The sequence below is a fragment of the Rhizobium sp. SL42 genome (genome assembly GCF_021729845.1).
Classification (GTDB): Bacteria; Pseudomonadota; Alphaproteobacteria; order Rhizobiales; family Rhizobiaceae; genus Allorhizobium.
On record NZ_CP063397.1, the window covers coordinates 2727115 to 2745543 of the forward strand.

Here is an 18429-nt window from a genome sequence, read left to right on the forward strand (position 1 = left end):
ACGGTTCGCGAAGCGAAGCAATCGATCCAGTGAATCGATTGCAGTGTCGAACGCCCTGAGCTATGCGAAGGGCCGGCGGTGCCCGAAGGGCGGATGAGGGGGCGCCAGCCAAAGCCACCCCCTCAATCAAACCGCTCATCAATATGCTGCACCTGGTCGGAGATCACATTGTCGATCACCACATGCGACAGCAGCCGCGGCCCGACGGCCCAGAGCGCCCGCATATGCTCGGTATCCTCATGCCGCCGATGCGCCTCTTCGCTGGTGAACGCCTCGGCCAGCAAAATCCGGTCCGGATGCTCGGGCATCGGCACAAGCTCGATATAGAGACAGTCCGGATCAAGCCGGCTCTTCTCCAGATGATCCTGCGCCGCCCGCAGATAGGCGTCGCGCTGTCCGGGCTTGGTGGTAAAGAAACCGATGATGCATTTCATGGTATCCTCCCGAGGTTTTTGGCTTAGGGGTGAAGTGTCGGCCGAGTGTGGGTGATATGCAAGACTGCCGCCCCAGACGGTGACTTCCTTCTCCCCCCGAGGGAGAAGGTGCCCGAAGGGCGGATGAGGGGGCCACCCCAAATGGCCGAACACAAGCCAAAGCCGCCCCCCTCAATCAAACCGCTCGTCGATATGCTGCACCTGGTCGGAGATCACACTGTCGATCACCACATGCGACAGCAGCAATGGCCCGTCGGCCCAGAGAGCCCGCATATGGTCTGTATCGTCATGCGTTAAATTGAAAACTTAACCCAGCAATCGTTCAGCATCGCCATAAAGGAAAAGCTTTCGCTCGGCGGCAGAGCAATTTTGTAGAATGACCGGGTATCGCGGGTCACCAAATTCACAATCCAAAATCGTCACAGTTAATCTTCTGTTTTTACTTTTTTCTGCGTCATATCCGGGAACATATAGTTTTCCTTCGGCTATTTTTTGAGAAAAACTTGCGAAATTAGATGTGGAACATGAAATGTTTAACCCATCACAAACGAAGTACTTCGCGAAAAATATGTACTTCGCTGATGCGGCGTCAAGGTTGTAAACACTAATAACACTGTCGGAACGCGCCAGTACCGCCATCTTTTCGAAGCCGATGCTGGTAATAACGTGCACTACCATCTTCCTAAAGATGGCAGTTTCGCCAAAATGGTCAATAAAATGCCTGATGAGATTAACCGAGCTAGAAACTCTCGACAAATTTTGCGCTGAAACGAAGCACGAGAAAATAAAGTTAGAAATTGTAGACTTGTCATAATCCGAATTTATCATGTACTCATAGTATGTGTAAATCAAATCTGATGTGAGATTGTGCGATTTCAATGAGGATATCTCACGATTTATGTTGGTGTCTTTGGCGCAAATTTTGATGATTTCTCGATCGACGTACCCTGTTGCGAAAGTAATACCTGCGCGAAGAAGCGGTACCGCCTCATCTCCCGCCTCCGACAAAAAAGACAACATTTCTTTATTCATTGATCTGAAAAACTGAGAAAACAAATCTTTATCAAAGTTGAATCTCAGGAAATATTGAACAACCAAGAACTCAATGTAACTCTTATGAGGGAAGTAAAAATAACTTCCACCTTTCTTTCCTAGTAGTCCTGTGCCTTCGCTGTGCGAACTACTACTGCGCTCTATCACAGAGCCTACAAGTGCCTCACGCAGAGCCCCATCCCGGGAGCGGTTGGGAGCAAATTGAGTAGGTATGTAATTGTACGGTATCTCAGACGGCTGAAATCGGTTTTCTCGCTTTTCCATCAAGACCCACCACGCTAGATTTTGCATAAAAACTACACGTGGGCCGGGAAATTGTTCGCTCGGAAAATTGCTAATGCGCACTTGTCGAGCAGGCTTGTCATCCTCTCGCTTCACAAAGCTATCAATAAATTTGTTATAAAGTGAGTATCTGGTTAGCTTGTTTTTTCCATCAGAATATGAGTGCATCACTCTAGTAAACATTTTTAGCTGTACTGGACGAGACAAAACCTCGATTTCGGTAGAAATTACATTTTCTTTTATTTTACGCATAGTGTTTAGTCGTTCAGATTGTGTTTTTGTATTTATGAATTGTTCGATGTAGGCCTCTATTTGCTCCTCTGACATGAAATCTATCTCGGCCTTGTGTACGTCACTGGCGTCTGCAAATATTGGAGCCAAAAGTGAGTCAATCAGCCGACTTTCCTCCTCATCGCTAAAGAACGAGTCGGGACGGCCAAGGATAATGGCCTTTGATTTTCCCTCAAAAAGCGGGCTCATTTGCTCGAACGTATAGGCGAAGTCGTCAACATCCATGGCGTGACGCATTTCATCGAACCCATCCAGTATCAGCAGAACCAACCCTTCTCTAACCATATGAATAAAGAGATTGTACGAGAAGTTGCCAACTGAGGCTGAGCCTTCGGAACCCGTGAGGCATGAACATATCAACCCTCTGAGATCCTGCTTGGTGAAGAGACCGCCCAAAGAGATCCTCACGGGTATGCGTGCAAATTCGCCATTTTGATACAATTTTGATAATTTAGACGCGAGATAGAGGGAAAAAGTGGTCTTCCCGAGACCGTATCCACCATAAATCAACATTAGTTTTTGATGTCGATTAAGCCACTTTTCTACTGCATCCTCGAGTTTTTCACCGGTTCCCCGAACTGTCGATGTGATAAAATTCGCACTGGCGTCCGTTGTCTCAAATGATGCCCTCAGATCTTCAAGGTAAAGAGAGAAGTTCATCGCCGATGATACGAATTCCTCATAAGTGCTATAGGCAACATTGGACATTCGATTGATCGTATCAGTGGGCTGCATGCCGAGTTCTTTTTTTCCAATAATCCAAAGGCTATCAATTTCACCAGATGCGATAGAGGGTTGGTACAAATTGTAGATATCTGCAATTTTTTTGGAACTAAGTGGAGAGGACCAATCCTTTGCCTCTACTGCAAATTTTCTAATAAATTTTTGGTGAGATACTTCTTCGAAGTAGACGTCGGCCGTCGTTGCGACGAGTCTCTTCTCCGTCTCGACTAAAGGATGTGTCAATCGAAGAATGCTAGCGACTGAATCTCGAAGTTCCGAGCCGGATAATTTTGTCATTGAGAACTCTTTGGTGCGATCTGAATCATATTCAACCTTAGGATATACATTTTTTAAGAATGAAGAAGGCGCTGTTTGAAGAACTTCTAAAACTCGACAGGGAAAGCGGCTCCCCCCACTCAAAGGGGGATGACTTTTCCAAATCCCTCAACGTTTTCAACAAAACGCACTCACTTTCATCCCCCTTGTTTTGAGCCGTGCGATAATCCCCCCATTCCGCTTTCGGATACACCGGGTGTTGCGAGCCCGGCGAAGCGGAACCGGCGCCGGAGGGCGCGGCTGTCGCTGGCCAGACCCTCCGGGCCGGATGCAACGGTCTCCCTCCGGTGGCGGGATGGTGGATGGCAAAAACCTCGGATGGTTTGAGCCAACCTCGATCCCAACGGCCATCGGACGTGCCTCAGCGGCACACAAACAAGGCGCCGGATCCGGTCAACGGGTGCGGTGACAAAGACGGCGGGAGCGGCGGCGAACATGCCAAGGCTCCCCGGGCGAGGGTCAGGTCGGGATGTGCGCACATCCGCCGAGAACCTGAAACCTCCCGGGCACCCGGCCAGGACGTCTCAACGAGACGTTTGGGACCCCAGCCCGGTTGACGGTGAAACGTCAAGTTTCGCCGGCCAGAGCCGCCTTGCCAGAGAGACGCATGCAACCGGCAAAAATCGCCGAACGGGGCGCCGGAAGGAGCCACATACTAAACTTACAGAGGCTGCTACCGGCGCCCTGTCCGAAACTGCCACCATCCCCGGAGGAGTTCGATCCGACCGGCGGCGAAGCGCGACCTTTTTTCCGCCCTTCCCTTTCACCAGCGCTGTTCAGGAGACCCAGGATGACCGAGCGCAAGACCAACCTCCCCCCATCATCCGCCAGTTTGGCAGCCAGTTCGGCAGCCAGGCCGACATCCGCCGATCCGACCTCGGCACCCGCCGACGACGTGATCTTCCGCACCCTGGTCAAGCTGGTGTTCAAGCTCGACGCCTGCCGGGTGCGCGCCTGCCACCGCCGGCACCGGTGCACCGCCAGCAGCGGACAGCCCGCCTGGCCGCGTTGCCTCGCCGTCCTGTCCGAGGCCGATCGCGCCACCACGCGCTCCGAATTTCACCGGCTTGCGGCCGGCGCCCGCGATAAGCTCGGCCGGGATCCCGATCCCTGGCCAGTGCAGCAAGGGCCAGTGGAGCAAGGGCCTTTGCAGCAGGAGTCGGCGGATCAGAATGAAGACGCCGTCGGCCGGCGCCGGCTCGACGTGATCCTGCTCAATCTCGCCTTCGGCTTTCGGCATCCGGTGCATGGCGCCCGGGTGCGCGCCTGGGCGCGCTCCGATCCCGACTGGCCGAGCGACAGGGCGGCAATGCAGAAACCGTCGAGGAAAAAACGTCCGGCGCCCGCACCTGAGCGAGCCGGGCCATGATGCCGACCACCCTGCCCCCAATCCGGAAATTGGCCCGGAAATGGGCCCAGCTATCGGCGCGCCGGCTACTCCGCCGCCTTCGGCAGTTCCTCGGCATTCACCGGCGCCGGTTCCATCTCGTAGGAATAGCCTTCCAGCATCGTATAGGCCCGCTCGATCGCGGCGATCTGCGTCTCGCTGTTCTTGATCGCCTCGGAGATCGAGGTGGCCCGCGCCCGCAGCATCGAGCCGAGCACATCAGCCTCCGGCCTGCGGCCGATCCGGTCCATGTGCTTGCGCACCCGGGCGCGGTGCCGCTCCAGTTCGAGAATGTGGAAGCGGGCTTTCAATATATCGTCGGTGAGCTTGCGGCGCAGGCCGGCGACGGGATCGAAACTGCCCGGCTCGCGCTCGTCGAGGATCATGTCATTGACCAGCGTTTCCAGCACCATAAGGCCCTTGAGGTCGGTCGGCTCGGCCAGTTGCGGATCATATCCGGTATCGTCATAGACGCGCCGGCGCACCGGGTCCTTCAGCAGCTCGTAGCAGGCGCTGATCGTTGCAAAGCGCGCGGTATCGCCGCCGCCGTCGGGATGCGCGCTCTTCGCCACCTTGCGGTAGGCGGCCTTGATCGCCGCCTCGTCGGCATCGCGCGCCACGCCGAGAATGTCATAGGGATCGATCACCGTGGCACCCGTTTTCGCCATCATTGCACCTCGCTCCCAGCCGCCCTTCCCCTAACCCGGACCGCGGGCGGCTTCAAGACTAAAGCCCGGGCTTTCCCCCGCCGCCTGCACAAGCAACGGCCGCCGGCGCAGCCTCCGGCCGGCGCGGACGCCTTGCCAATGATCAAGGATATCAGCCGTTTGCAGGGCATACGGAAAGGACCCGTTCATTTTTGGCCCTTGCCTTTCGGAAAAAATGTCCCTACCTCTATGGCTGTTCGGGCACTAATGATCCCGGAGACTGGACCGATTGTTCTGACCGCGTCATGCGGTCCCTGGGGGCCTCCTCCCGCTGGTAGACGTTCTTTCCCCGTTATCGCGACCACTCGACGGTCCCGCCTGCCGGGACTTAACTTGTCCGCCTCCGGTCTCGCCGGGCGCGGAGGATACCGCAACACGGGAAAAGGAAAACCTCCCATGGCCACCAAGGGCATCGTTAAATTCTTCAACCAGGACAAGGGCTTCGGCTTCATCACCCCGGACGGCGGCGCGAAAGACGTCTTCGTCCACATCTCGGCTCTCCAGGCGTCCGGCCTGCAGACCCTGAAGGACGGCCAGCAGGTCACCTTCGACACCGAGCCGGATCGCATGGGCAAGGGCCCGAAGGCAGTCAACATCCAGGCTGACTAAGGTCACCCGCATGCTTGATGAAGGCGCCCGCCTGACGCGCGCCACATTTTCGCATTATCCTTGTCCCCCTGGGCACGAGGAACCAGCGGCGCCTCACCGGGCGCCGTTTTTTTGTTCGTGATGTGCCGGTCTGGGGATGTGTAAGGCTAGGAATGTCTGGCGAGGCGATAGACCCTATTCCGCCGCCCGCACCGTCTCGGTAACCGGACCCGGCTGCACTTTCGGTCCGCCGGCAATATCGACCGCGGCAAAGGCCTCGGCGATCAGCATCGGCGAAATCCCCGGCTTGGTCGCCTCGGACGACAGGATCTGCCGGAACCGCCTCGCCCCGGCATAGCCCTGGAACAGCCCGAACATGTGCCGAGTGACATGATTGAGCCGCCCGCCGTCGGCGATGACCTGCTCGGCATAGGCGATCATCGTCGCGCACAGAGCCGCCCAGTCAAAATCCCGCTCCGGCGCGCCGTAGATCAGCTGGTCGACCCCGGTCAGCAATGTCGAATTGTGATAGCTCGCCCGCCCGAGCATGACGCCGTCCATCACCTCAAGATGCGCCTTCGCCTCGGCAAGCGTGGTGATCCCGCCATTGATGCCGAGGAAGACATCCGGGTTCTCCCGCTTCATCCGATGCACGAGATCATAGTCGAGCGGCGGAATATCGCGGTTCTCCTTCGGGCTCAGCCCCTGCAGCCAGGCCTTGCGGGCATGGATCCAGATAGCATCCGCCCCCGCCCCGACCATCCGGGCGATAAAATCCGGCAGCACCTCGGCCGGCTCCTGCTCGTCGACCCCGATCCGGCATTTCACCGTCACCGGCACCGAAGCCGCCGCCTTCATCGCCGCGACGCAGGCCTCCACCGTCTGCGGATCGCGCATCAGGCAGGCACCGAACGTGCCCGACTGCACCCGGTCCGACGGACAGCCGACATTCAGGTTGATCTCGTCATAACCGTAATCCGCCGCAATCCTCACCGCCTCGGCAAGCTTGCCCGGATCCGAACCGCCAAGCTGCAGCGCGACCGGATGCTCGTCGCGATGAAACGCCAGGAGCCGCTCGCGCGGCCCATGAATGATCGCATCTGCCACCACCATCTCGGTATACAGCAACGCCTGACGGCTCAGCTGCCGCAGGAAATAGCGACAATGCCGATCCGTCCAGTCGATCATCGGTGCAACGGCAAAGACGGGAGCGTTGAAACCATTGACGTTCTCTTGCTTAACAGTCACTTAAAAGACTTTCTTCATCGTTTAGTTTGCTTTCGGTCGCCATTATTTCCGCCGATTTTGGTACTGGATTTGGTCCAATGGAACAACTGCACTATTCCGTGGACCAAATTACGAGCCAATCATGGGCACGATTAGCGCGCGCAAGCGCAAGGATGGCAGCGCCGTTTACCGGGCGCGAGTGCGGGTGATGCAGGATGGCGTGACTTATCACGAGACCAAGACCTTTGACAGACGCCCTGCGGCCGCAGCCTGGATTTCAAAACGCGAACGGGAACTCTCCAAACCAGGGGCAGTGGCGAAATCTAAAAATGATGATCCGACGACGTTAGCCAAAGTCATCGACCGCTACATTGAACCACCCGGGTTTGCCGGAGGCCATTTCGTTTAAGTTATGCGGCCCATGGCTGTTCGTCCAGCATGGCGCAATATCGCCCTTCAGCTTCGGCTGGCGGTATATTCCCAATCCGCTCGAGAATCCGTCGGTGGATGAACCAGTCGACCCATTCAAGCGTGGCGAATTCCACTGTCTCGAATCTCTTCCCCGGTCCACGCCGATGGATGACCTCGGCATTGTAGAGACCGTTGATCGTTTCGGCGAGGGCGTTGTCGTAACTGTCGCAGACGCTTCCAACGGAAGGCTCGATTCCGGCTTCTGCCAACCGCTCGGAATAGCGAATGGAAACGTAATGGGCGCCCCTATCTGAGTGACGCACGAGGCCGCCGCCGTGGTCGTGACGTCAAGCACGAAGGCCACGTAGACGAAGCCCTGCCAAGTGGCGACATAGGTAAAATCCGAAACCCACAGCCTGTTTGGTGCTGGGGCTTTGAACTGGCGATTCACGCGATCAAGCGGGCTCGGAGCCGTCTTGTCCGAGAACGTCGTGCGGATCTGCTTTCCCCGAGTGATGCCTTGCAGGCTCATCGAGCTCATAAGCCTGGCAACACTGCATCGGGCAACATTGAAGCCTTCAGGCTTCAATTGCCGCAAGACCTTGCTAACGGCATAGACGTAGAAGTTCTGTTCAAAGACGCGACGCATCTCGATCTTCAGGCCGATATCGCTGCGGGCGCGGATCGACCCCGAACATACCACAGTGTTCGTCGATGAACGAAATTATCGCTTGAAGGGGCGGTCGAGCTCCGCCATGGCGAAATAGGCCGAAGCTTTGCGCAGAATTTCGTTGGCGTGACGAAGCTCGCGGTTCTCCCGCTCAAAAGGCTTCATCTTCTCGGCGACATCACTCGGCAGGCCTGCTCGTTTACCACTATCGACCTCGGTCTTCTTGATCCACCCATGTAGGGTGCCTGGCGAGCAGCCAATCTTGGCAGCGATAGATGAAACGGCAGCCCAGCGTGAAGAATGCTCGGCTTCATGGTCCAGCACCATACGGAAGGCACTACTGCGGACTTCAGGTGAAAACTGGTTCGTTGTCTTGCTCAGGATGGCTCCACTTTCTTAGAAGTTGGAGCCTCCGGCAAACCCGGGGCGGTTCAGAGCCATAGACCATATTTCCGATGAGCGCCTTACCAGAACGCCTCTCTCGGGCTCCTTTGACGAATCCGAGAGAGACCTCTGACAACCTGCGGAGAGCCTTTAGAATTTCATGCCGATGGAAAGAGCGGCATTGAATGCCTGGCCGACCGATATACCATAAGCCGAACTTCCGATTGACGATGTGTAATAGGTCTTGTCGAAGATGTTGTTGAGGTTGAGCTGAATCTCGATCGGATGCTCGCGTTCGATGGTGTAGCTCGCGAAGAGATCAACGACGCCGTAGCCCGGCAGATCAAAGCTGTTATCGGCATCGCCGGCGCGGCGGCCGACGCCCTTGATGGCGCCGCCGAAGCGCAATGATCCGGCGCCGTCGAAGACGTCGCCATAATCATAGGCGATGCGTAGCGATGCCGTGTGGCGGGCGACGTTGGCGAGATCGTTGCCGGCATAGCTCGGGTCTTCGACCACGACGGCGTCGGTCAGACCATAGCTTCCGATCACCTGCAATTCGTCAGTCAGCTGGCCCGCCAGATCAAGCTCGACGCCTTTGGAGCGGACGAGGCCGGCGGTGCGATAGACAGTAGTGCCGCCAACCGTTTCGGAATAGGCGACGTTCTTCTTCTCCGCATAGAAGACGGCAAGCGTGCCGCTCAGCCAGTCGGTGACGTCGAGCTTGGAACCGATCTCGTAGGAGATGCCTTCTTCGGGATCGAGAGTGCCATAGGCACTGTTGATCGAGCTGTTCGGCCGGAATGTACGCGCGACATTGGTGTAGAGAGAGGCATCCGGGTGCACTTCCCAGACCAGACCCGCATTGGGGATCAGGGCATTGCCGGCAGTATCGGTGTTTTCTGTTGCGCCGCTGCCGGCAGTGACGTCGTAATGCTCGAGACGCAGGCCGGCGACGGCGATCAGCTGGTCGGTCAGATGCACGCGGTCCTGGGCATAGACCGATTGGGTCAACATGTGCTGGTATTCTTCGGTGGCGGTCGCCGCATTGTAGGTGCACGGCGAAATCGCGCCATAGACGGGGTTGTTGACGTTGAGGCGGTTGTTCGCATTGCAGGTCTGTAGAGCAGCGCGGGCGATGTCTTCCTTGCGAAGCGCCGCGCCGAAGAGGAATTCGTTGTCGAAGCCGAACAGGTCCTCGCTGCCAGTCAGATCGGACCTGAGCGAATGGACCGTCGTATCGTAGTACCCGCGCACGTCGGAGCGGCGGGTAAGGATGCCGGTCGTCGCGTTGTAGGCGGTGGCACGCGTCTGGTCGGCGGTGAAGCTGTCCTTGCTGTAGGCGTAGTTGAGGCTCGCCACCCAATTGCCGCCGAGTTCGTGCCTTACGGAAGCCTTGAACAGGTCGGAGGAACCATCGACTTCGGACCATGCCTCGTCCAGTCGCTGGCGCGCGCTGATATCGAGGAACGTGCCGGTCGTCGCGCTGTAGACGGTGCCGCGGTCATAGGGCGTCAGGTAATCGTTGTGGGTATAGGACACATCTACTTCGGTGCCTTCACGCTCCCATTTGAGCGAGGGGGCGATCAACCAGTTCTTCTTGTCGCCGAAATTGCGCCAGTAGTCGCCCTTTTCGCCTTCCGCGATCAAGCGGTAGGAAAAGCCGCTGTCACCAGCAGGACCAGTGATGTCGAAGCCGGCCTTCTCGGAGTAGCGCCCAGCGCCATAGGCGTAGAACTTCGTCCACGCCTCGGCGGAAAAGGTGTCTTCCGGCTTCTTCGTCACGACATTGACCATGCCGCCGGGATCAAGCACGCCGTAGAGCGTCGATGCGGGACCTTTGAGGACCTCAACATAGTCGGTCGTGGAATTGAAGCTGTGCGGCAGGGCGGTGTTCAAGCCGTCGGTGAGGATCGAACCATCGCGACTTTCTCCGAAGCCGCGGCGCATGATCGCATCATTGGCGCCGGCAATCGTATTGCCCTGGGTGATGCCGCTGACGTCAGACAGAGCGTCGTCGAGCGTGCTCGCCGACTTGTCCTTCAGGGCCTGGGGCGTGACCGTCGTGATGGACTGGGGGATCTTGGTCACGGGCGTATCACTGCGTGTAGCGGTCGAATTGCGCGAGGTCTTGTAGCTCTTGGCTTTCTGGCCATCACCATCCACGACGATTACACCAAGCTCGGTGCTGACCTCATCCTGGGACAGAGCCGGACGGGCGGGGAGTTGTGCCGAAACGGCGACAGAGAGGGTGAGGCAAAGTGCGGATAGAGAATCTGGTTTCATGACGGTTTCGCAGCAAGGGTTGAGGAACCCGCCTGATTCAATAGTGGAATGTAGTAGTCAAGATATAACCAAGGAAAGACAGGGCTGGAATGGCATCTGGAGTGGCATCCAAGCGGCGCATTCGGGACAGCTTGGCCCTTGAAAGGCAGCGTCACGTCAATCTCGACCCTCGTAAATCGACTTTTTTGCCCAGAAAATCTTGACTACTACATTCATATATGCGGACAAGGCGCGATCCGAAATACGAGCACACGTCCTTATGATCGATAGTGTCGAATTCAACCTGCAACAGGGTATTGCTGCGCATGATCTTGCTGCAGGCTACGGCCGCGACAATGCCATACGGGGCATTCGACTGGGCGTGGAAGAAGGCTTCATGACAGCGCTTATCGGGCCGAACGGATCGGGGAAGTCGACACTCCTGGCGGCGCTAGCGCGGATTCTGCCAGCACGCACCGGACGCGTGGTGATCGACGGCCACGACATAGGCCGACTGAAACCACGGCAGATGGCGCGCAAGCTCGGAATGTTGCCACAGCAACCGCCAGTTCCGGAAGGCATTACGGTTTTCGATCTGGTCGCACGAGGGCGTTTTCCGCATCAGGGGTTCTTGCGGCACTGGAGCAGTGAGGACGAAAGCGCAGTTGCCAAAGCAATCGCGCTGACGGGCATCGCCGATCTTCAACAGCGACCGGTGGAAACCTTGTCCGGCGGCCAGCGCCAGCGGGCGTGGATTGCCATGGTGCTCGCACAGGAAACGCCTCTCTTGCTGCTCGACGAACCGACGACGTTCTTGGACATCTCCCATCAGGTTGCGATCCTCGACCTGTTGCGGGATCTGGTCCGCCATCATGGCCGCACCGTCATTTGCGTTCTTCACGATCTCAACATGGCGCTGCAATATGCCGACAGGCTGATCTTCCTCAAGGAAGGCTCGATCAGGCATGTTCTGGCTGAACCGTCAGACTGCACGGACGAAATTGTCCGTGATGTCTTCGATCTGCAGGCCGTCGCCATACGCCACCCGCAGACGGGTCTACCGGTCTTCCTGCCCTTTTCACCGACAGTGCAGAGAGAAGCCACGTGAATTTCCGCATGCTGCGTACCCACCGGCGCGACAGGCGTTTCCTGTGCCTCACCGCGCTGGTCATCGCGATACTGGCCGGGCTCCATCTCATTCAGGGTCCACGCAGCATTCCGCTGCATTCCTATTTCGCCACTTTTCAGGACCCGGCCACGCGTAGCTTCGATCAGTTCGTCATCGTGTTCCTGCGGCTGCCACGAATCCTGGCCGCCATCATTGCTGGCGCGGCACTCGGCGCTTCGGGTTTCCTGTTGCAAACCGCTATGCGCAATCGTCTCGGCGAGCCTCAGATCCTCGGCCTCAATGCTGGCGCCAGTCTTGCCGTCGTGCTGTCGAGCAGCTACCCTTTCCTGGCCCCCTCGCCTTTGCTGATGCCGTTTACCGCCAGTCTCGGCGCCGGCGCGCTCTTCGGCCTTATTCTCCTCCTCTCCACAGCAGGCCGAGACCGGTTCGATCCAGACAAGATGATCTTCTACGGGATTGCCATCTCTGCTCTTGCCAATGCCATCGTGTCGGCCGTACTGATCCTCAACGAGGACACTCTCGATGAACTTCGCTTTTGGTTGGTCGGGGATACCGCCGGCGTAGGCTATGCGGCCCTGGCGACGACCTCCCTCATCATCCTGCTCGGCCTGCTCTTCGGCATTCTCCTGATGCCATCGCTGGCGGCCTTTGCCCTTGGCGAGACGATAGCCTCTTCACTTGGGGCAACCATCCGGCGCACGCGGATCGCAGCCCTTCTGGTCACAGCTCTGCTGTCCGGTTCGGCAGTCTCACTCGTCGGTCCGATCGGCTTCGTCGGCCTGATCGCACCGGCGTTCTGGCCGGGGCTTCATTCCCGTCCATCGACCGTGGCGCTTCTTCTATCCGCATTGTCCGGGGCCGCATTGCTGCTGGCCGCCGATCTGCTGGCGGTCATGCTTCTCGCCCCTGTCGAACTGCCGACAGGGGCACTGACCGGTCTGGCGGGCGCTCCGGTTTTCATCTGGCTCGTGGCGAGGAAACTGCCATGAGCGACGGCCAGGTCGTCTTGCGGGTCAACAGGTTTTCCCTGCGCCTAGTCCATCGCTCCCTGTTGACGAATGGGGTGCTAGCACTCCTGCTCTCGCTCCTCGTCGGGTTCGCCCTCGGATCTGGCAGCCTAAACGTCAGCCCGGCGGTCATAACCGACTGGCTTTTGCAACGAGATGTCGGGTGGACTGAAACGACCGTGCTCGAAATTCTTCGGGCTCCGCGCATTCTGCTCGCCGCGACATGCGGCGGCATGCTGGCCCTAGCCGGCGCCGTCACACAGCATGTCACTCGCAACGGGCTTGCCGATCCTGGCCTGATCGGCGTGAAGGCCGGTGCGTCCCTGTGCATCGTCGCCCTGCTCCTGACCTGGCCTGAAGCCCCGCTTGCGCTTAGACCAATCGTTGGACTGGCCGGTGGGCTGGCCGCAGGCCTTTCCGTAGCATTTCTCGCACGCGGTGCGTCGCCGTTGAAGTTCATCATGATCGGCGTCGGATGTTCCTGGTGCCTTTCCTCCATGCTGGTCGTCCTGCTCACCGCCGCGGATATCCGCAGCTTGCAACGGGCGATGATCTGGCTTGCAGGCAGCTTAGAGGGTGCCAACTGGCCCTCCGTCTATCTCGCATCGGCCATCCTTGCATGCTTGGCGGCCATCATCCTCTCCTTGGCGCGCCACGCGGAATTGGCGGACATGGGGGCGGCAAAGGCATCGACACTCGGTGTGAACATCAAGGGCGTGCGGGCGACGTGCCTGATCGCGACGGTCCTGCTGGTTGCAGGGGCGGTATCGGTTGCGGGCGGGCTCGGCTTCGTCGGCCTGATTGCGCCTCATCTGACCAGGCTCCTGCCAAGGCAGGGGTTGAGGGGGCATTTGATATCCTCCACCCTGATCGGCGGGCTCCTGGTGCTGGCAGCCGATTTGCTTGGCGCTGGGTTGTTTGCTCCGATCCGTCTGCCCGTTGGCGTCACTCTTGCGATGATCGGCGCCCCTTTGCTCGTGCTCTTGCTCTGGCTGCGTAGAAACAGGATATAATCCGCCATGAAGCCACTCCTGCTGTCCCTGGCCATACTTCTAGGTGCGTTCTTCCCCGTGACTGCCGAACCGATCCGCATCGTGGATGACATCGGCCGCAACGTGGCGCTGGATCGCCCGGCGATCCGCATCGTGTCAGACTACGACATCGACGTGACGATCCCCTTGATCGAACTCGGTATCCTGCCCATTGCCAGCCATGGACGGATCCAAGGTAACGGCAAACCTTACCTGCGCTCTTCGAGGCTGCTGACGGGCGTGGATTTCGACAACAGCGACATCATCTTTCTCGGTGCGGCTGAAATCGATCTGGAACGGGTCGCGGCCTTGAAGCCGGATCTGATCGTGACGGAAGTCTCTCGTCCCACCCCGGTAGACAAACTCGAACAATTGGCGCCGACGCTCGTCATCAACTCAGACCTCGGAGCACCACACGTCTACCGGCTGCTCGCTCAAGCCACCGGAAGGGAGCCCGAAAGGCTTCGGCTTGAAAGCCGATATCTGGCACAGATCGCGTTGCTCAAGTCCGAGGTGCGAACCGACATGCAGACCGTGTCCGTCTTCCAGCCGCTTCGTGGCAAGCTGAATGTCTATCACAGCTACCGCGCTATCGGGCAGGTCCTGCGCGATGCCGGTTTTCGATTCCCGAACCTGCTGGACGAGGTTCCGGAAGGTCAGAGCATTGTGGTCAGTGCCGAGCGCCTGCCGGAACTCGATGCCGACGTAATTTTCGACCCCTACAGGTCCGATCGCAAGGCGGGTGCCAAGGCAGAAATAGCAGCGATGGAAAAGATGATTCCGGGCTTCTGTCGCTTTCTGAAAGCCTGCCGTAACGGCAGATATGTCCTGATCCCACGCGAAGAGGCCATCTCGAACTCGTATGCGGCCCTCTCGCGCATGGTTGCCACAGTGCAGACGACCTTTGCGCCCCACCCGGCCGCAACAACGGCGTCGGACCCATGACATCTATCCGCAGCAGACAGAATTGATATGTGTGGCTGACTGGCTTGTAGACCATCAGCGTTGCAGAGCGGAAGGCAGCTTCACACTCCATCGACATCAACCTGCGCCGTGCGCAATGACGTGAACCGTGAAACCAATGCACAAGAAACCGAACAGACTTAAAGATCGATTGGGCGAGCAACTCGCCAGACGACGGCACCAACTTTCACCGGCACTTTTGAAAGTGCTGGAGTTCATCGACACCAATCGTCACCAAGCGCTGGGGCTATCGGCTTTGGAGATCGGGTTCGCGGTCGGTGCTTCTGACGCCACGGTGATCCGCGCGATCCAGTCGCTGGGCTTCAGCGGCATGCGAGAACTCAAGGACGTGCTGGAGGCCTGGCTCGGCGAGACGGACTCACCGATCGAGAAGATGGCCTCGACCCTTAGGGACGTAAACGGTGAGGTCGATCAAGCGCTGGACTTTGCACTTCAATCGATAGCTTCGACCGTGGAGCACTTGTCCTCAGCAGAGAACCGACTCTCGCTTGGCGGGATCGCAGCTCTCTTCAAAGAGGCGAAGGCGATTACAACATTCGGCATCGGCGCCTCCGGAATCATCGCAGAATACGGTGCGCGGCTCTTTGGACGCTCAGGCATGCCAAGCCATGTCCTCAATGCCACGGGCATTGCTCTTGCCGAGCAGCTACTCGTCCTGCGGCCGGGTCATTTGCTCATCATGCTTCTGCACGGGCGGTCGCACCGCGAGGCCATGGCGACCATCAGCGAAGCTCAGAAGTTGGACATTCCCATCGTGATGATCCTCGGCAAGGCCGACACGCCTCTTCGCGCGCATGCCCGGGAAGTTCTGCTGCTGCCACGCACTAAATCTGAGCGGATCGCTCTGCACGCACCGTCTCTGGTTGCGTTAGAGCTGCTGCACGTCATCTATTCCATGGTGGAGCCGGAAACGACAATCGCCTCGTTGGAACGTCTCATAGACCTGAGGGCGCTGATACGCCCGAGTGGAAGGTAAATTCATCAGGCGCAAGATCCGTTACAGAATTCGAACAAAGAGCCGGCTCGGGAAATCTGCAAACCAGGACAAGTGGAATTACTGGCTGACTTCGGCCTAGATGCCGGGAACCGGCATTCGGCACGGAATGTTGGGGCTGACTTACTTTTGATGAGTTCCAGCTAGCCGACGGACCCGATCAGGCTTGGTCGCCTCCTTCGCAAACGGTGTCATCAACGACCGACTATCCGTCAGCGCCGCGATCAGTTCACTATAGTCGAATGGTCAGACAGAAGGGCAGACAATTGGCACTAGGCGATCAGGGAGCCTTGGTTGCGGGGCGGCTGACTGCACGGAGACTTGCAAAATTGGTCGCCTTGACGAGATCTGAACCGGCACCACATCGACATCAGGTCAGCTAACGACCCGAAAAATCGAGAATATGAGTTGGCCAAGTGGTGGCATCCGCCATCTAAAGTGTACGAAACTGACGTCACTCCAAGTTATGTGAACTTCAGGCGGAAGCGGTCTCGCCCGGCAGGCTTCCCTGGCTATGATCCTGCTTTTGCGATGTTTTAACAGCTCCGGTTTTAGGGTTGATGCTTGTCGCTAAATTCCGACGGGAGTCAGCTTTCATTCCAACTGCGTGTTTGCGTGTTGTAGTCTATTTCCGTAACAGGCATGTTTGACAGCGAGCTCGCCCCAGGCGCCCGGCTTTCGCACCCTTTTGAGAATCACAAATACGTCAGACGTTATGGCAAGAAAAACAACTTCGGCAGCAGAGACTGCACCTGATGAACGGACAGAGGACCCGCGCGACCGGATCATTGCGGCCGCACGCGAGGTCTTTATCGAACAGGGTTTCGACCTGGCGACCGTCCGGGAGATAACATTGCGTGCCGACGTCAACGTCGCAGCCGTCAACTATTACTTCGGCTCGAAGGACGAATTGATCAGCGAAGTGCTCAATCTGATGATGGAGCCCTATACACATGCGCGCATTGCCGCGCTCGAAGCCTGCGAGACCGCAGCTAGACCCGGCACGCCGTCGCTGAGTGATGTCATCGAGGCACTGATCCGGCCGATGGTGCAGTTAAGCCGCGATTCGACCGGTGCCCGGCCGTTGACGCGACTGATCCTGCAGATCCGCTCTCGCCCCCGCGAATTCACGACGCGCTTCTTCATACGGAGGGTCGATCCCGCGGTTTTCCGCTTCATCGACGCATTCGAGAAGGTTGCGCCGGAACAGCTGGAGCGCAAGGATATCTTCTGGCGCTACAATTTTGCCATCGGTGCGGTGATGCAGGTGCTGATCGATTCCGACCAGGCATCGAACCGCCTCAAGCACCTGTCGGGTGGCCTGTGCGACACCGATGACGATGAGCAGATCATCGCCCAGCTTAAGGCATTCGTCACTGCCGGATTTCTGGCGCCTGCCGTCCGATAAGCGCATTCCACGGAAAAATGGCGGCAAGGTAGAATGTTTCTCCGATGCGAGAAAATTGAGCAAATGTCGCTTACGTATTGAGCAAAATGACTTTCCTTAGTCGTTGACAGCGCATGGTCTTAAACTATGTTTTAAACAGTGTTTAACATCATGGAGCTTTCCGATGTCCGCAGCCCTGCCGAAAATAACCGGGTCCTTCGTCGCGCTGATCACGCCTTTTGACAAATCCGGCGCAGTCGATTTCGGCGCATTCCGCGAACTGCTGGAATTCCATGAAACGAACGGCACCTCTGCAGTTCTGATCATGGGGTCGACCGGCGAAGTCTCCATGCTGTCCGCCGAAGAAAAGAAGAAGATCATCGTCGAGACATCGAAGATGAAGTCGGCAAAGATGCCGATCTTTTTCGGCTGCACCGGCAACAACACCGACGTGACCATTGAAAATGTCAAGTTCGCCCAGGCAAATGGCGCTGATGGTGCCATCCTTGCGGCCCCCGCCTACATCTGCGCGCCGGAAGCCGATATCGAAGGATATTTCCTTGAGATCGCCGATGCGACGGACCTGCCGCTCGGCCTCTACAACAACCCGCCGCGGGTCAAGAGCGACCTGCATTGGGATCATCTGCTGCGGATCTTCAAGCATCCCAACTATGTCATCCACAAGGAGTCGACCGCACGCGTCGGCCAGGTCGCACAGGTTCTCGCCGCCCGTCCCGACGTCTCGGTCATGTGCTGCGACAGCCCGAACCTCGGCCTCGTCGTACCGACCATGAGCCTTGGCGGCCATGGCACGGCCAATATGAGTGGCAATCTTGCACCTGCGGAAGTCGCCGTGATGTCGCGTCCGTGGACCAGCTACGAAGAGGCTGAAGGCTTCCGCTCCAACTACCTCAACCTGCTGCCGCTGCTTCACTACAACTACTCGGCCATCAACCCGGTCGCCGTCAAATCGCTGATGAAGGCCGTCGGCCTGCCGGCCGGCGAGTTGCGTCGTCCCCTGACCGGGCTCGAAGGCGAAGCCCTGGCGCGGGGCATCCGCATCGTTCAGGAACTTGGCCTCGACACCAAATATGGCTGGACTGTCAAGCCAGCTTCCTCGCTGGCAGCCTGAGGTAGCA

At 57.9% G+C, this 18429-nt stretch carries 15 protein-coding genes, 1 pseudogene and 1 other annotated feature; of the genes and pseudogenes, 10 read left to right on the plus strand and 6 right to left on the minus strand.

The features are described 5' to 3' along the window. Nucleotides 1–122 precede the first annotated feature (122 nt). Nucleotides 123–434, minus strand: a complete 312-nt coding sequence (locus IM739_RS12915) for a putative quinol monooxygenase (RefSeq protein ID WP_237368131.1) — start codon at nt 432–434, stop codon at nt 123–125. A gap of 306 nt (nt 435–740) precedes the next feature. After that, entirely contained in the window at nt 741–3080 is a 2340-nt protein-coding gene (locus IM739_RS12920) for an NACHT domain-containing protein (RefSeq protein ID WP_237368132.1), read from the minus strand. 829 nt (nt 3081–3909) lie between these two features. On the opposite strand from IM739_RS12920, the gene IM739_RS12925 reads away from it, so the two are divergent. After that, entirely contained in the window at nt 3910–4488 is a 579-nt protein-coding gene (locus IM739_RS12925) for a hypothetical protein (RefSeq protein WP_237368133.1), read from the plus strand. 65 nt (nt 4489–4553) lie between these two features. Here IM739_RS12925 and IM739_RS12930 read toward each other — a convergent pair whose 3' ends face one another. Next, on the minus strand, nt 4554–5174 hold the full coding sequence (locus IM739_RS12930; protein WP_237371063.1) for a J domain-containing protein: 621 nt from the start codon (nt 5172–5174) through the stop codon (nt 4554–4556). Nucleotides 5175–5609: 435 nt separating this feature from the next. Here IM739_RS12930 and IM739_RS12935 point away from each other — a divergent pair, with 435 nt between their 5' ends. Then, nucleotides 5610–5822 (plus strand): cold-shock protein, encoded by a 213-nt coding sequence (locus tag IM739_RS12935; protein ID WP_007607318.1) that lies wholly within the window; start codon nt 5610–5612, stop codon nt 5820–5822. Between the two features lie 174 nt (nt 5823–5996). Here IM739_RS12935 and dusA read toward each other — a convergent pair whose 3' ends face one another. Continuing rightward, entirely contained in the window at nt 5997–7049 is a 1053-nt protein-coding gene (gene dusA, locus IM739_RS12940; protein ID WP_272911313.1) for a tRNA dihydrouridine(20/20a) synthase DusA, read from the minus strand. A gap of 121 nt (nt 7050–7170) precedes the next feature. Between dusA and IM739_RS12945 the strand changes: the two genes are divergently transcribed. Beyond that, nucleotides 7171–7437: a hypothetical protein gene (locus IM739_RS12945; protein WP_237368134.1), complete on the plus strand. Its 267-nt coding sequence runs from the start codon at nt 7171–7173 to the stop codon at nt 7435–7437. A gap of 1 nt (nt 7438) precedes the next feature. Here IM739_RS12945 and IM739_RS12950 read toward each other — a convergent pair. Together IM739_RS12950 and IM739_RS12955 are read right to left on the minus strand one after the other, a co-directional pair. Then, a pseudogene (locus tag IM739_RS12950) lies at nt 7439–8490 on the minus strand (transposase). Further along, nucleotides 8114–8209, minus strand: a sequence feature (AL1L pseudoknot). (Overlaps the previous pseudogene by 96 nt.) A gap of 153 nt (nt 8491–8643) precedes the next feature. Continuing rightward, nucleotides 8644–10779, minus strand: coding sequence for a TonB-dependent siderophore receptor (locus tag IM739_RS12955; protein ID WP_237368135.1), 2136 nt, complete (start codon nt 10777–10779; stop codon nt 8644–8646). A gap of 259 nt (nt 10780–11038) precedes the next feature. Here IM739_RS12955 and IM739_RS12960 point away from each other — a divergent pair, with 259 nt between their 5' ends. From IM739_RS12960 to IM739_RS12990, 7 genes are all read left to right on the plus strand, one after another. After that, nucleotides 11039–11866: an ABC transporter ATP-binding protein gene (locus IM739_RS12960; RefSeq protein WP_237368136.1), complete on the plus strand. Its 828-nt coding sequence runs from the start codon at nt 11039–11041 to the stop codon at nt 11864–11866. Between the two features lie 8 nt (nt 11867–11874). After that, nucleotides 11875–12876: a FecCD family ABC transporter permease gene (locus tag IM739_RS12965; protein WP_237368137.1), complete on the plus strand. Its 1002-nt coding sequence runs from the start codon at nt 11875–11877 to the stop codon at nt 12874–12876. Then, nucleotides 12873–13907 carry a FecCD family ABC transporter permease gene (locus IM739_RS12970; RefSeq protein ID WP_237368138.1) on the plus strand — a complete coding sequence of 345 codons (1035 nt, stop codon included), beginning with the start codon at nt 12873–12875 and terminating at the stop codon, nt 13905–13907. The genes IM739_RS12965 and IM739_RS12970 overlap by 4 nt, the downstream gene beginning before the upstream one ends. Nucleotides 13908–13913: 6 nt before the next feature. Next, a complete protein-coding gene (locus IM739_RS12975; RefSeq protein WP_237368139.1) occupies nt 13914–14870 on the plus strand; it encodes an ABC transporter substrate-binding protein in 957 nt (318 codons plus the stop codon). Nucleotides 14871–15006: 136 nt separating this feature from the next. Next, nucleotides 15007–15885 (plus strand): MurR/RpiR family transcriptional regulator, encoded by an 879-nt coding sequence (locus IM739_RS12980; RefSeq protein WP_237368140.1) that lies wholly within the window; start codon nt 15007–15009, stop codon nt 15883–15885. Between the two features lie 733 nt (nt 15886–16618). Beyond that, on the plus strand, nt 16619–17311 hold the full coding sequence (locus IM739_RS12985; protein ID WP_237368141.1) for a TetR/AcrR family transcriptional regulator: 693 nt from the start codon (nt 16619–16621) through the stop codon (nt 17309–17311). Between the two features lie 163 nt (nt 17312–17474). Next, nucleotides 17475–18422: a 4-hydroxy-tetrahydrodipicolinate synthase family protein gene (locus tag IM739_RS12990; RefSeq protein ID WP_237368142.1), complete on the plus strand. Its 948-nt coding sequence runs from the start codon at nt 17475–17477 to the stop codon at nt 18420–18422. Nucleotides 18423–18429: the final 7 nt, after the last annotated feature.